Below are 14,097 nucleotides of genomic sequence, written 5' to 3'. Positions count from 1 at the left end.
TATCGAGGGAGGTGTTTTAAGTCATGGCAAAGCCTGCATTGTCGCCTTGCGGCAGCTGGAAATCGCCGATCACGGCACAGGATATCGCCCAGAGCAGAATTTCCTTCCAAGAGATTCTTGTCGATCAAGATATCATTTATTGGGTCGAATCCAGACCGACGGAGCAGGGGCGGTATGTCATCGTCAGAGCTGATGAGGACGGAAAGATGTCCGACGTTACTCCGCCGGGGTACAGCGCCCGAACGCTGGTTAACTCGTACGGGGGCGGATCTTTTACGCTCTCGGGCGGGACGGTCTATTTCTCTAACTTCGTAGCCAGCTCAGAAGAGTCGCCCTATGCTAGACATCATGATCAGCGGCTGTTCCGCCAGAAGGAGGGAAGCACGACTGAACCGCTAACGGATACACTGTCCGTCTGTTATGCCGACGGCGTCTACGATTCACAGCGGGGCCGCCTGATCAGCGTCCGGGAGGACGGGCAGCTGACCCTTCATGGCCAAGGCATGCAGTCGCTCGTATCGATCGACCCGGTTAGCGGCCAGCAAGAAATGCTGGCTTACGGCAACGATTTCTACGCGGCACCGCGCTTATCGCCCGATGGCAAACGCTTATGCTGGCTCACATGGAATTATCCGAGCATGCCGTGGGATGGCAGCGAGCTCTGGGTGGCTGATGTAAATGACGAAGGTATGCTATGCAATCCGAAACAAATTGCAGGCGGTACCGAGGAAGCGATTTTTCAGCCTGAATGGTCACCGCAGGGGGAGCTGTTCTTCATCTCGGATCGTACGAATTGGTGGAATCTTTACCGCTGGGACGGCGATAAGACGTCCGTTGTTTACCAGAAAGCGGCAGACTTCGGCGCGCCTCAATGGACCTTGCGCATGGCTCAGTACGATTTCATCCCGGATGGCCGGATTGTCTGCTCGTATGTGGAACAGGGGGCCTGGAGGCTTGCCGTTATTGACGTGCACAGCAATAAGCTCACGGATATTCCGTCGCGATACACGGAAATCAGCCATCTGCGAGCAGGGACGAATTTCGTTGCTTTTCTGGGAGGCGCTCATGATATGCCCTTATCCGTCGTCAAGCTCTCGCTGGAGACGATGCAGGAGACGGTAATTAAATCATCTTTGACGAACTATGAGAAGTTTCTTCCTTATGTCTCGAAGCCCGAACCGATCACCTTTGTGACGAGCGGGAACGAGCAGGCATATGCCTTCTACTATCCGCCGCATAATTTGGATTTTGGCATCCCAGTGCAAGAGAAGCCCCCGCTAATTATCAAAAGTCATGGGGGGCCTACCGCAGCAGCCTCCACCGCGCTTGACCTGGAGATTCAATATTTCACGAGCCGCGGCTTCGCCGTCGTCGATGTAAATTATCGGGGGAGCACGGGCTATGGGCGTAATTATCGGCTGTCCTTATATGGGAATTGGGGCATTTATGATAAAGAGGATTGCATCAGCGCGGCGAAGTATTTGGAGGAGAGGGGAGAGATCGACGGCGAGCGGATTTTGGCCCGCGGCGGCAGTGCAGGCGGATTTACGACGCTGTGCTTGCTGGCTTTCTCGACCATTTGCCGGGCGGGGGCCAGCTACTATGGCGTCTCCGATTTGGAGAAAATCGTGGTGAACAGCGATAAGCTGGAAGCCAAGTATCCGTTTAGGCTGATCGGGAAATATCCCGAACAGGCGGAGCTGTACCGGGAACGATCGCCGGCTTTTCATGCCGAACGAATTACGAATCCGGCCATCTTTTTTCAAGGTCTTGAGGATCCCATCGTCCCGCCGGAGCAAACGGAAGGGATCGTGGCGTCTCTGACTCAGCGCGGAGTTCCCGTGGCCGCCTTCTATTATCCTCATGAGCAGCATGGCTTTCGCATAGCGGCAAACATTAAAAAGTCCTTGGAGGCGGAGCTGTATTTTTACTCGCAAATATTGCAGTTTACCCCGGCAGACCCGCTTGAGCCGTTTCCGATCAACAACTTAAAGTAATGCCATATGATCCATCTCATAGCGCAGTCCCTCATATTTTGTTATCCCTTCTATAGGAGGTGGATTGCGTATGAAAGTTAGTTATCCATTACGAGAAGCGGCTGATTTGAAGGAAATCAAAGAGTCCCTGAAGCCTTTTGGCGGACGCTGCGCCAAAATCGTCGAAGGAACCCTGGAGTATCAAATCAAAGAGGAGCAAGAGAACGCGGCTTATGAGGCTTTGAAGGATAAAGGGTATATCGCTTAAGTGCAAGACGTAACAAGTGCTTGGGAGTTAAGATTATCGAAGTGTGGATGCATTGAACAAGGGGCTGTCCCACAAGTGATCAAGTTGACTTGCGGGATAGCCCCTTTCTTTCTGAATGCTTTCCGTTTTGGCTGAATCCATTGCCTCCCTTGTCTGGATCCCGTTCATTAGCTCTTCTTAATACTAGCTGTCGTACACCAAACTGTCGTACACCAAACTGTCGTACCACAAACTGTCGTACACTAAGCTATCGGGTACTAAGCTGTGCTGCATTAACCTGTCGGATACTAAACTATCGGCCACAAAGCTTCCTACACTAGCCTGCCGTACACTAAATGGAATTCGTGTATCTAACTATGCTCTAAACGCATACTTTAGGGGATTAGATGGATCCTATGCACCTAAAATCAAGAATCCAGCCTAATATGGGCCATCCTCATTCTTCTAACAACATGAAATCCATTTAAATCTACGTTCCTTTCATTGCCGCAGAATCTAACTACTATAAATCCATTTGATAAACTAAAACTACTAGAAACGAGTACTTAGATGCTTATTGATCCAAACATATATATTTCGGTTCACCCTATGACTCGTGTTATTGAGAGGATAGAAACGAGCCCTGACGAGAATTGAGTGGCTAACGAACTGCTTGGAAATTTTGAGTCGGTTGTTTGCACATAATAGGGAAGGGGGCCGTAGTTTCATGGACAATTATTTAGGCAGCTGCTTTTTCAGTACAGGAATCCATATTTCGCTTCTGTACGCCTGCGATGAAACGTCTTTACTTTCGTTCCACAATATTTCCGGACCTGGGGCGAGCTCATAGCTTGACGAGGGGAACCACTCCGAATATATGCGCCCCCACACATGCTGAAGCGTATCTGGAAACGGCCCGACCGCTTCGAACACCGCCCATGTCGAGGCCGGGACTACTAGCTGTGCCAGATGATCCGGACATGTCTGGGTTGTAGCCACGCCGATGTAATGATCCAGTTCTCCTCTTTCCTCCATCCTTCCCTCCGAGAAGTTCACAGATGCGCTGATCAGGCCGCCTGGCTCCATGTTGGACAGGGCTTTCAGCTGCCCGATCAACCCAGCATCCAGGCTTTCCCACATGGACGCAATTTCCGGATTGACACCTTGGAATACGATCGGGACGCGTTTCATCAGGCCGACAATGCTAAAAGCCTCTTTGTCTACTATACGGTAGTTCATTTCGCTTCCTCCTTGAATGGTTAGTTGGAAGGTCATGCGCGGATAAGCTTTGAGAGCATGGCCGTTCAGCCTAGCTTCAGACGGCGTGTTGCCATGCAGGCTCTGAAAAGCGCGTGTAAAAGCATCCGGTGAGCTGTACCCGTATTTCAACGCCACATCGATTACCCTCGCTTCGCCGTCTTGAAGCTCGAATGCTGCGGAAGTGAGCCGTCTCCGGCGGATGTATTCCGACAACGGTACGCCTGCAAGGAAGGAAAACATTCGCTTGAAATGATATTCCGAGCAGGCTGCGCGCTTTGCGACTTCTTTAAAGTCGATATCTTCGGCCAGATGTTCTTCGATGTACTTCATTGCGTCATTCATGCTTGTAAGCAAATCCATGTGATGACCTCCTTGATCCTTACTTTAGCAGTTATGGGAGATGGCTTTCCCGACATTTCCTGCACGGATTTTACAGGGTTATTTGAGGAGCGTATAATCATCCAGCAGTCTTTGAATGACGGCATAACGGGGGTTCTGCTCGGATACCAGGCAGCCGAAATAGAGGTCGGAGACAACTTGATTGTCGCTTAAATGCACAGGGATGATGCGGCCGCTCTCCACGTAGGGATCATCATTTAAGCTGTAGCCGGATAACAATCTGATGGCAAGCCCCTCGGCAACCGTCTTCTTAATGACTTCTGAATTGGAGCTGTAAAAAAGAATGTTCAAAGGGGCCGTATTTTTAGGGAACTTTCTGGCCTTCGTGAATTAGGGCACCGTGAACATTGCCCTTCCTTCGATCATGAAGGATTTGCATACGAATATTAATTCCGTGCAATGGATTGTCACGGGTTTTATGCTGGCGATCGGTACGATTGCCCCTGTGGTTGGCTTTCTGGGGGCCAAGGCAGGTTACAAAAAACTGTACCTCGCATCATTGATCGGTTTGACGATTTCTTCCACGCTATGCGGCCTCTCTTGGAATATCGGATCGCTGATCGCATTCCGGGTGATCCAAGGCCTCTGCGCAGGAATGATTCAAATTTCCACGATGACGATTATTTATCAATCCGTATCGAAGGAAAAGCAGTCGATGGCGATCAGCCTCTGGACGGTATCCGTTATGGTCGCTCCGGCCATTGGACCAACTTTGGGTGGTTTAATCACCAATGCTTGGGGGTGGGAGGCGCTGTTTTATGCGAATGTGCCTGTAGGCTTCATAGCTATTCTGAGCGCTGCGCTTTGCCTGCCTGACCGCAAGGGTTCGGCTGGCGTAACCTTGGATGCCTGGGGATTGGTCACCGTGGTGGTTGGAAATGTCTCCCTGCTGATGTATTTTACCAAAGGAAGCGATCTCGGATGGTTCTCCGCTCCGTCTCTCGCTTTATTGCTGGCAGGCCTTGCTGGCATTGCCGCCTTCATTTGGAGGGAGCTGAGCGCGAAGGAGCCGCTGCTGAACATCCGCGTATTTCAATATCCGAAATATGCGATGGGCACGATATTGAATTGCCTCATTTCGGTAGGACTTTATTCCAGCGTGTTTCTCATTCCTTTATTCCTGGAGGAAGCACAGGGAGCTTCCTCCTTCACGAGCGGGTTAATCATGCTTCCGGGGGCGATCATTATGATTCTGGTGACGATGGCTACGGGCAAGCTGTATGGTAAATTCGACCCGGTATGGTTCGTACTGGCCGGCGTCCTGCTGCTCTGCATTGCTTCCTGGGAATTCAGCCGGCTCACGATGCACTCCTCCATCGGATACGTGATGATTTGGATGATTCTGCGTTACATCGGGGTAGGCCTCGCAACTTCTCCGGTGACGAATATTTCCATGAGCCATATTCCGGCAGAGCATGTCGGTTCGGCAACATCGATCTCGAACTGGCTGCGCCAAGCCGTTGCGGCGCTCGCCATAGCCATATTCAGCTCGATTCTGGCGGTCAGAACAGGAGCTCATCTTGCGGAGCTCCGCGGAGAGAAAGTCGGCGAAGCCTTGAAACAGGCCGCTTTTCTTTATGGCTCGAACGACACGTTCCTTGCAGCAACCGCCGTTCTTATTTTTGCCGTACCACTCTCACTCTTATTGAGAAAAAGAAAAGCGAATGCTTAAAGCTCATCAACCCTTGCAGCTTGTTCATAAGGCTGTGAGGGTCTTTTATTGTGTAAAAAACCAAAATGAGGAAAATAAACATGAAAAATACAACATTTACTGCATACCATTGGTTTATAAAGATAAAAGCTAATTTGGAGAGGAGAAGGATCAGGAATGAAGCTGTTGTTCTTCATGCTGCCGTATCATGGCCACATTAATCCTACATTATCTGTAGCGGAGGAGCTCGTTCGCCGCGGGGAGCAGATCGTGTATTACACCACAGAGGAGTTTGCGGGAAAATTGGAGGGCATTGGTGCCGAGCTTCGCCTCGTTGGCCGGGAATTCGGCTTCTTCATGGAGGAACTGGATAAGAAGCCTTTGGCGGCTTCACTTCGAAATGCGGATTTTTATGTAGATAATCTGAACCGGCATGTAGCGTTAGCTTCCGAGCTGCTGGAGCAGGTGCAGCAGGAGCAGGCTGACGGCGTCGTATGCGATCCGATGTGTCTGTGGGGACGCGCAGCGGCGGAGCGGCTTGAACTGCCGCGAGCGCTGTTCTTCTCAGGGATTGCCGTTACGGCCGACTCTCCGGTATTCGACTATTTTTCCCGGTTGTTTGACGGAGATATCCCGGAAATCATCACGAATATGTTCCTGAAGCGGGAGCCGCTAATGCTCGCTCCGATTCCAAGGAAGTTCCAGCCGGACTCGGCGTATTTAGGAGAAGGGTTTGAATTTATCGGCCCGACTATCGTCGACAGGGAGGCGGCGGATCAGGACTTTCCGCTCGAAGAGATTGCCGGGCATCCCACGATCTATATTTCGCTTGGCAGCATTATTAATAATCCTCAATTTTATGAACTTTGCATGGAAGCTTTTGCGGGCAGCCGCTGGAAAGTAGTTATGGTCTCCCAGACGCGGCCACAGCAGGTTCCTGATAATTTTCTCGTCTATCCATTTGTCCCTCAATTAAAAGTGCTGCAGCATGCCGATCTGTTTATCTCTCATGGCGGTATGAACTCGGTGATGGAGTCGCTGTGGTATGGCGTTCCCCTTCTGATGGTGCCGCAAAGCTCCGATCAACCGCTTGTAGCCGCCCGGGCCGAGGAGCTGGACCTAGGCAGAAAGCTGGAATTACAAACGATTACGCCAGACCTGCTTCTCGCGAAGGCCGAGGAGATTCTCGCGGATTCCGCAATTCGCGAAAGCGTACGCTCCATGCAGTCGATCCTGCATCATGGCGGGGGAAGCCAGCGGGGCGCGGATGTGATTCAGCGGTACTTTTCTGCTCAGATACGGCGAGAGCAGTTGTTGAATTCAGTGACTGAGCAGAATTAACCAGCCCGCAAGGGCTTGTTTTTATTTCGGTCGATAATATAACAGTTTGGTAATTGCTGGACGATAATGTAGTAGGATATTTCAACAGAAGATGCGGAATATCGTGTTCTTTTGGATGCTCTTAAAGTAAGATATAAATAATGAAGCAAGGATTTACAGAGCATACTATACGGGTAATCCTTCTTATCCGGAGCGGCTAGAATACAACAACTAACGTGAAAAGTGGAGATACGATGACAGAGAATAAAACAACAATTGCAGAAGCAGGATGGAAATTGGATAACAGCTACGCTCGGCTTCCTGAAATATTTTATACCTTGCAAAAACCGGTGCCCGTGCGCAAACCTAAACTGGCCGTGTTTAACGAACCGCTTGCGGCATCACTTGGGTTGAATGCCCAATTGCTGCAAGGCAGCGAAGGCGCGGCCGTGTTCGCCGGCAATGAGATACCCGAAGGAGCTTTGCCGCTCGCTCAGGCTTATGCCGGGCATCAATTCGGCTATTTCACGATGCTGGGCGACGGCCGGGCTGTGCTGATCGGCGAACAGATCACGCCGCAAGGGCGGCGGGTGGATATTCAGCTGAAAGGCTCGGGCCGGACGCCATATTCCCGCGGCGGAGACGGCCGCGCGGTGCTCGGCCCCATGCTGCGCGAGTATATTATCAGCGAAGCGATGCATGCGCTTGGCATCCCGACGACACGCAGCCTCGCGGTGGTAACGACGGGACAGACCGTCATGCGCGAGTCGGAGCAGACCGGCGCGATATTGACCCGCATCGCGTCCAGTCATTTGCGCGTCGGCACGTTTCAATATGCCGCGCAGCGGGGAGTGGGCGAGGAGCTGCATGCGCTGGCTGATTATGCGTTAGAGAGGCATTATCCCGAAGCAGAAGAGGATACGGCGGCAGGCGGGAATCGCTATCTGGCTCTGCTTCGGCAGGTTATTCGCCGCCAGGCTGAACTGATCGCGAAGTGGCAGCTGGTTGGTTTCATTCACGGGGTGATGAATACCGACAACATGACGATCAGCGGAGAGACGATTGACTATGGGCCATGCGCCTTCATGGATGCGTATGATCCGGCGACCGTCTTCAGCTCTATCGACAGTCAGGGCCGCTATGCCTACGGAAATCAGCCCTATATCGGCGCATGGAACCTGGCGAGATTTGCCGAAGCCCTGCTCCCGCTGCTGCATGAAGACGAGGAGCAGGCGCTTAAGCTGGCGGAAGAGGCCATTGCCGGATTCACCGAACAGTTTCACGGCTACTGGCTGGCAGGGATGCGGGCGAAGCTCGGGCTGTACAACGCGGAGCCGGAGGATGAAACGCTCATTAAAGAGCTTCTTAAGCTGATGCACAAACACCGCGCAGACTACACGAATACGTTCCTTGCATTAACCTTTGAGCGGTGGCAGGACATATCCTTGGCTGAGGACGAGGCATTCGAGCCATGGCTTCAGCAGTGGAGGGAACGACTAGGGAGGCAGGAGGAAACGCAGGAAGCTTCGCAGCAGCTTATGCGCAGCAGCAATCCTGCGGTCATCCCGCGTAATCATCGGGTGGAAGAGGCGCTTGAAGCCGCAGAGAAGGACGGAGATTACAGTGTGATGGAGCGGCTGCTCGGCGCACTCGCGGATCCTTTTGCGCATACGGAAGAGCAGGCGGAATATTGTAAGCTGCCGGAGCCATCACAGCGCCCGTATCGAACCTACTGCGGCACGTGAGAACAATTATAGATTGTTCAAGACTCAGGTAGTGAAGCGAATAGCGGCAGAAAGGGGCTTGATGGCAAGCCCTTTTTTTTGCTGTGCTTCGTTTAGATTTCATCTTCTGTTTTCGAAGGCCGGTATGCTAAACTTAAATTAATTATCACTTGAATTAGGAGCAGTTAATGCGTACATATTGGATTTGGTTGGCTTTGTTAGGCGCGGCATGGGTTTCCACCCTTATGGAAGCAGCTTCGAATGCGGCGATGCTCGCTCCAAGATTGATGGGCAGCGCCATTTTCTTTGCGGCTTATTTTATTTCTCCGCTTCTGCGGGCGAAACCGCTCCTGCTGACGATCAATCTGAGCGCAGCATCAATTGCAGCAAGTGTCGTGTTATGGCCAGAGTCTTCAGGCACAGCAAATCCTTACACGATCCTAGTGTTCACCCTGCTGGCAGGGAAGGCTGTTTTCAGACTGCCGCAGGCACATGCCTGGTTCGCAGGCGTTGTAACTGTTCTAAGCGCCATGGCTCCTGCAGTGGCACAATATCCATCTTTGCCTCCCGTCTATCTTGCTTTGTATGCGGTCATGCTTGCGGCGGGGCTGATTGTCTTTCGCATGAGCTGGAAGCGGGGAGAGGAGGCGGAGGCGCGAAACGAAGCCTTGCTAAGCGAATACCGCAAAATGAAGCGGCGCGTCGCTTCCGATGAGGAACTGGCCCGGCAGGAAGAACGCGCCCAAATTGGCCGGGAAATTCAAGCCTGACCCTACCGCTGATCAAGCTGGGCACTTTCGCTTTGGCTGCAGCCGGCTTGGCCATTTGGCTGTTTCCGAGAAGGGGGCGTATCTGATGAATCCGATATTTTGGCGCAATGGATGAAGGAGAAGCGTTCTCCGATTATGGTAATCGCATTTTGAGCAGATGCAGATGAAAATGAGCAGCCGGGTCGAATTGACCCGGCTATTGTTATAGGGATTTAAAGAATGAGACGACGGACAGGATCATTGCCGCTATTCCGCCCACTTTACACATGAAATAATGGAAATCACTTGGTTCAGCCTCTTTGACCCAAAGCCAGTAGAACGACATTTTGAAAAGGAAGTTCTGAAACTTCTCATATCGATATCCGCACCATCCGTAAATCAACAAGAGGATGGAAAAAACAAAGAAGACCGGCTCGCCTTGCTTCTCGTGGTATTCCGAATAAGCAGCGGTGACAAGCCCGCTGGGATTAAGGAGTTCAACTTCGCCTTTTGGCAAAATTTTTTGTCCGTTGGAGTCAAAGGCGGTGATTTGAACAAACCAGTCTCCATTCTCATCATAACTCACAAGAAGACCGCTGTAGTCATTGACCTCGAACAGCTTCCCGTTTGGATAAGCCACTTCATACTTGATATTAAACGGATCCCCTAGCTTACGAATGGCATACTCTTCATTATTGATAGTGACTTTACGATTACTGCCTTCCTTATGTACTTTGATTAGGGGCCCGGACAAGCTCCGATATTCGGTAACATGATCTTGCTCGTGGGCTTGTTTATACTTATACTGCTCGAAATAGAACACGGATTGGCTGAAATAGGAATGGAAAAAAGGAACGACTAACATGAAAAAGAGCAGGATGCCAGCGATCGCTAACAGGGTGGAGACCTTTATTCGTCTGAGTGAAACCGAATTGTTCATGAGATATCTCTCTCTTTCTGAGCCTGTAATAATTATGTTACGCAAGAAGAGAACCTTAGGTTGCATCAATGAGGTGATTCGACAGCGATACCTGAGCATTTGTTCCGCTATGTAAACTTATATAACAATAATAAGCGTAACTGTACATATACATTAGGAAGATTGATTTGCAAAAGGAGGGGGCGAAGATCGGGCATTCGTTTGGAACAAGCGTTCCCAGAAGGGAAACAGGCGAGAAGATTACCGGGGCAGCCCGCTATGTTAATGATTTTTCGAGACCGGGGCTTTTGCATGCCAAAATAGCCGTTAGCCCCCATGCCCACGCGAAAATTAAATCGATAGATACGTCGAAAGCCTGGAGGATACCAGGTGTAAAAGCCGTCATAACCGGTGAATATTACCCGGTATTGACCGGGTCCCCTTTGGCAGACAGGCCGCCTCTCGCAATGGACAAAGTAAGATATTTTGGCGAGCCTGTTGGTCTGGTGGTCGCGGAAGAAGAGTACACTGCCGAGATGGCTGCGCTTCAAATTCAAGTGGATTATGAGGTTTTGCCTGCTGTCTTTAGTCCAAGCGAAGCTTTGCAGATCGGCGCACCGCTCCTTCATGAGCATCTGGCCACATATGAAAGAAGCGAACAGGTCTACCCGGAGCCGGGCACGAATATTGCGAACCGGACAAGAATCCGCAAAGGGAATATGGAGGAAGGTTGGAGGAATAGTGATCATATCGTTACGGTTCAGGTCCGATTGCCTCAATCGGATCATGCCGCGATGGAAGTGCGATGCAGTATAGCAGAAATTAAGCCCGGCGGCAAAGTCAGCATCCATTCCGCTTCGCAATCCCCTTATGTGATCCAAAAGGATATTAGCCGCTACTTTCATATTCCGCTTCACGAAGTCACCGTTCACACTCCGCTGGTAGGAGGAAGCTATGGCGGCAAATCGGCAGTTCAGTTAGAATATCTCGCTTATTTGGCTTCGCTTGCCGTTGGCGGAAGAGCTGTCAAAATGGCAAATTCCAGGGAGCTGGATATGGTCTCCTCCCCGGTTCATATCGGATTGGAATCGACAATCCAACTTGGCTGCACCCGGGAAGGGAAAATAACGGCCGTAGAAATTCTGCATCTGTTTGACGGCGGGGCCTATTCGGACCGGGGGCCGATTATGAGCCGTGCCGGAGCCACCGATTGCACAGGGCCTTACCGTATCGATAACGTCCAGTGCGATTCCTTATGCATGTATACGAATCATCCCTATTCCACTTCCTTTCGCGGCTTCGGACATCCGGAGCTGACGTTCGCTATGGAGAGGGCTATGGATATGATGGCGGATCGATTAAATATGGATCCTCTAGAGCTTCGTTATATGAATGCCATCGGACCGGGAGATACAACCCCGACGCAAACCCTGCTGGATAGAAGCAATATCGGCGATTTACCAGCGTGCATTGCCAAATTGAAAACGCTGATCCATTGGGACGACCGCCCTAAAATTGAAGTAAACGGCCACCTCATCAGGGCGAAAGGGATATGCTGCTTCTGGAAAAATTCAAATACGCCAACCCATGCCGGGGCGGGGGCTATGATCAAATTTAGCGCGGACGGAAGCATTCATCTGCTATGCGGTGCTGTGGAAATCGGTCAAGGCACCAGGACGGCTCTTACGCAAATATTGGCGGAACGATTCCGCATGGATGATCGGATGATACATATTTCTATGGACATAAACACCGATAAAGACCCCGAGCTATGGAAGACGGTCGCTAGCCGGAGCACCTTTTTGGTGGGGAATGCGATTTTGCAGGCCGCTGACGATGCAATCATGCAGTTAAAAAATTTGGCTTCTATTGTACTTCAATGTTCACCCGCAGACCTGGATGTCGGCGGGGGCAGAGTCTTCATTCGATCCTGTCCCGAGAGGGGTATAGCCATCGGACAAATTGCCAACGGATACACCTTCCCGAACGGGAACACGATCGGAAGCCAGGTTATCGGACGCGGAAGCTACGCGATGCGTAATCTGACCTTATTAGACCCTATGACCGGCAGAGGGAATCCTGGACCAGAGTGGACGGTAGGCGCACAGGCCGTTGAAGTAGAGTTGAATACAAGGGATTACACTTACAGGATCGTTAAAGCAGCAACGGTCATCGATGCCGGCCGGGTCATCAACCCGGGTTTTGCCCGTGCTCAGGTTACGGGCGGCATGAGTATGGGGTTAAGCCTTGCCAGCCGGGAGGCATTTCGCTTCAACCCAAACGGGTCCATCTTGAATCGCCAGTTCCGAACTTACAAGCTCATTCGCTATGGAGAACAGCCCGAGTATATCGTGGATTTCGTCGAGACGCCTCATCTGGAAGCGCCCTATGGATTGCGCGGAATCGGTGAGCATGGCTTGATTGGCATGCCTGCAGCATTGGCGAACAGCTTGTCAGCAGCTGCTGGCGTAGAGCTTCATCAGCTGCCCCTGACGCCGGAGATGATTTGGAGGACAATTCATGATTCCGTTTGATTTTGAATACTACCATCCTTCTACCATTCAGATGGCTGTCGATTTATATCAGCATCTGCACGAACAAGGGAAGAGGCCCCTGTATTATGCGGGAGGGACGGAAATCATTACCTTTGCCCGAGCCAACTCTATTCAACCGGGAGCTGTTATCGATTTGAAGTCCATTCCAGAGTGCAACGTACTCGCGATGCAGAAGGATATGCTGATTATTGGTGCGTGTGTGACGTTATCGGCTTTGTCCGAAGCCAACCCGTTTCCGCTGCTTAGTAGAGCGGCACAGGGAGTCGCTGACCAAACCGCCCGGAATAAAATCACGCTCGGAGGCAACATTAGCGGCAGAATTCATTATCGGGAGGCCGTTCTTCCCCTGCTGTTAGCGAATGGCCGGATGGTTATAGCAGGAACTCACGGGATCAGAGTGACTTCTATTCATCAGGTCTTCAACCAAGAACTGAGGCTTGCGGGCGGAGAGTTTATTGTCCAGGTTCAAATCGACCGCGACTATATATCACTGCCATTTGCGTATTTCAAAAAACGGGAGATTGGCCATGTCGGCTACCCGCTCGTTACATTAGCTGCGTTTAGGATAAATCATGAGATTCGCACCGCCTACAGCGGTGTGTGCGCATTCCCTTTTCGATCCGCGGAAATCGATGAGGCGCTGAACGATTCATCCTTACCGCTTGCGGCAAGAATTGAACTGGCCATCGGCCATCTTCCTGCACCATTACTGGATAATGTGGAGGGTTCACCCGCGTACCGGGAATTTGTATTGAAGCAGACGATGGCTGATGCGGTACATACACTGGAAAGAAGGTGAAAGGATGTCATCCTTCGATGCCGATCATCATCGAGTTGAATTGCAGGTGAATGGGGAACAGCGGACGGTCCGGGTGAGGGCTGCGGAGACCCTGCTGTATACGCTTCGCCATCATCTCGGACTCACAGGATGCAAGCCGGGCTGCAATAACGGAGACTGCGGCGCGTGCACGATTCTCGTAGATAGCCAGCCCATGAAATCATGCCTGATGCTCACTGTGGAAGCCTGGGGGAAGCAGATTACAACGATCGAGGGGCTAATGGGCACGGACGTACAGCGTGCTTTTGCCGAAAATCAGGCCTTTCAATGCGGTTACTGTACCCCTGGCTTTATCATGAACTGTGAAGGGCTGCGGCGTGTTCATCCGCATGCCAATGAAGAAACTGTTCGAGTATGGCTGGAATCCAACATATGCAGATGTACCTCCTATGAAGAAATTCATCGCGCCGTAAAGGATGTCTTTACACTTCATACGGATAAAGGAAGGAACCTATAAGC

At 51.2% G+C, this 14,097-nt stretch carries 12 protein-coding genes; 9 read left to right on the top strand and 3 right to left on the bottom strand.

Annotated elements, in window-relative coordinates; translation table 11 throughout:
• Nucleotides 1-23: 23 nt before the first annotated feature.
• Nucleotides 24-1,997 (top strand): S9 family peptidase, encoded by a 1,974-nt coding sequence (locus QNH46_RS13750; RefSeq protein WP_283924826.1) that lies wholly within the window; start codon nt 24-26, stop codon nt 1,995-1,997.
• 70 nt (nt 1,998-2,067) lie between these two features.
• Nucleotides 2,068-2,244, top strand: coding sequence for a hypothetical protein (locus tag QNH46_RS13745; RefSeq protein ID WP_283924825.1), 177 nt, complete (start codon nt 2,068-2,070; stop codon nt 2,242-2,244).
• Between the two features lie 714 nt (nt 2,245-2,958).
• On the opposite strand, the gene QNH46_RS13740 is transcribed toward QNH46_RS13745, so the two are convergent.
• The gene (locus tag QNH46_RS13740; RefSeq protein ID WP_283924824.1) at nt 2,959-3,843 is read right to left on the bottom strand and encodes an AraC family transcriptional regulator; all 885 of its coding nucleotides are present in this window, start codon (nt 3,841-3,843) and stop codon (nt 2,959-2,961) included.
• A gap of 78 nt (nt 3,844-3,921) precedes the next feature.
• Entirely contained in the window at nt 3,922-4,173 is a 252-nt protein-coding gene (locus QNH46_RS13735) for a type 2 periplasmic-binding domain-containing protein (protein ID WP_283924823.1), read from the bottom strand.
• A 73-nt stretch (nt 4,174-4,246) separates the two neighbouring features.
• Here QNH46_RS13735 and QNH46_RS13730 point away from each other — a divergent pair, with 73 nt between their 5' ends.
• The 4 genes from QNH46_RS13730 (at nt 4,247) to QNH46_RS13715 (ending at nt 9,347) form a co-directional block, all read left to right on the top strand.
• The gene (locus tag QNH46_RS13730; protein ID WP_283924822.1) at nt 4,247-5,554 is read left to right on the top strand and encodes an MDR family MFS transporter; all 1,308 of its coding nucleotides are present in this window, start codon (nt 4,247-4,249) and stop codon (nt 5,552-5,554) included.
• A gap of 156 nt (nt 5,555-5,710) precedes the next feature.
• Entirely contained in the window at nt 5,711-6,874 is a 1,164-nt protein-coding gene (locus QNH46_RS13725) for a nucleotide disphospho-sugar-binding domain-containing protein (protein ID WP_283924821.1), read from the top strand.
• 233 nt (nt 6,875-7,107) lie between these two features.
• Entirely contained in the window at nt 7,108-8,598 is a 1,491-nt protein-coding gene (locus tag QNH46_RS13720; RefSeq protein WP_283924820.1) for a protein adenylyltransferase SelO, read from the top strand.
• A 167-nt stretch (nt 8,599-8,765) separates the two neighbouring features.
• A complete protein-coding gene (locus tag QNH46_RS13715; RefSeq protein WP_283924819.1) occupies nt 8,766-9,347 on the top strand; it encodes a hypothetical protein in 582 nt (193 codons plus the stop codon).
• Between the two features lie 202 nt (nt 9,348-9,549).
• Here the strand turns inward: QNH46_RS13715 and QNH46_RS13710 are convergent, their stop codons facing one another.
• Complete coding sequence (locus QNH46_RS13710; RefSeq protein ID WP_283924818.1) at nt 9,550-10,266, bottom strand: DUF6199 family natural product biosynthesis protein; 717 nt, start codon at nt 10,264-10,266, stop codon at nt 9,550-9,552.
• A gap of 167 nt (nt 10,267-10,433) precedes the next feature.
• On the opposite strand from QNH46_RS13710, the gene QNH46_RS13705 reads away from it, so the two are divergent.
• The 3 genes from QNH46_RS13705 to QNH46_RS13695 are packed head-to-tail and all read left to right on the top strand — an operon-like array spanning nt 10,434 to nt 14,095.
• A complete protein-coding gene (locus tag QNH46_RS13705; RefSeq protein ID WP_283924817.1) occupies nt 10,434-12,779 on the top strand; it encodes a xanthine dehydrogenase family protein molybdopterin-binding subunit in 2,346 nt (781 codons plus the stop codon).
• The gene (locus QNH46_RS13700) at nt 12,766-13,599 is read left to right on the top strand and encodes an FAD binding domain-containing protein (protein WP_283924816.1); all 834 of its coding nucleotides are present in this window, start codon (nt 12,766-12,768) and stop codon (nt 13,597-13,599) included. The genes QNH46_RS13705 and QNH46_RS13700 overlap by 14 nt, the downstream gene beginning before the upstream one ends.
• A 4-nt stretch (nt 13,600-13,603) precedes the next feature.
• Nucleotides 13,604-14,095 carry a (2Fe-2S)-binding protein gene (locus tag QNH46_RS13695; protein ID WP_283924815.1) on the top strand — a complete coding sequence of 164 codons (492 nt, stop codon included), beginning with the start codon at nt 13,604-13,606 and terminating at the stop codon, nt 14,093-14,095.
• Nucleotides 14,096-14,097 lie beyond the last annotated feature (2 nt).

Origin of the sequence: Paenibacillus woosongensis (genome assembly GCF_030122845.1) — a bacterium.
In the GTDB taxonomy this organism is placed as follows: domain Bacteria; phylum Bacillota; class Bacilli; order Paenibacillales; family Paenibacillaceae; genus Fontibacillus; species Fontibacillus woosongensis_A.
This window is presented reverse-complemented; position numbering and strand designations above follow the sequence as displayed.

Excerpts from the sequence above, each read along its gene's own strand:
- QNH46_RS13750 (WP_283924826.1), top strand. The coding sequence starts at position 24 with ATGGCAAAGCCTGCATTGTCGCCTTGCGGCAGCTGGAAATCGCCGATC.
- QNH46_RS13745 (WP_283924825.1), top strand. The coding sequence starts at position 2,068 with ATGAAAGTTAGTTATCCATTACGAGAAGCGGCTGATTTGAAGGAAATC.
- QNH46_RS13740 (WP_283924824.1), bottom strand. The coding sequence starts at position 3,843 with ATGGATTTGCTTACAAGCATGAATGACGCAATGAAGTACATCGAAGAA.
- QNH46_RS13730 (WP_283924822.1), top strand. The coding sequence starts at position 4,247 with ATGAAGGATTTGCATACGAATATTAATTCCGTGCAATGGATTGTCACG.
- QNH46_RS13725 (WP_283924821.1), top strand. The coding sequence starts at position 5,711 with ATGAAGCTGTTGTTCTTCATGCTGCCGTATCATGGCCACATTAATCCT.
- QNH46_RS13720 (WP_283924820.1), top strand. The coding sequence starts at position 7,108 with ATGACAGAGAATAAAACAACAATTGCAGAAGCAGGATGGAAATTGGAT.
- QNH46_RS13715 (WP_283924819.1), top strand. The coding sequence starts at position 8,766 with ATGCGTACATATTGGATTTGGTTGGCTTTGTTAGGCGCGGCATGGGTT.
- QNH46_RS13710 (WP_283924818.1), bottom strand. The coding sequence starts at position 10,266 with ATGAACAATTCGGTTTCACTCAGACGAATAAAGGTCTCCACCCTGTTA.
- QNH46_RS13700 (WP_283924816.1), top strand. The coding sequence starts at position 12,766 with ATGATTCCGTTTGATTTTGAATACTACCATCCTTCTACCATTCAGATG.
- QNH46_RS13695 (WP_283924815.1), top strand. The coding sequence starts at position 13,604 with ATGTCATCCTTCGATGCCGATCATCATCGAGTTGAATTGCAGGTGAAT.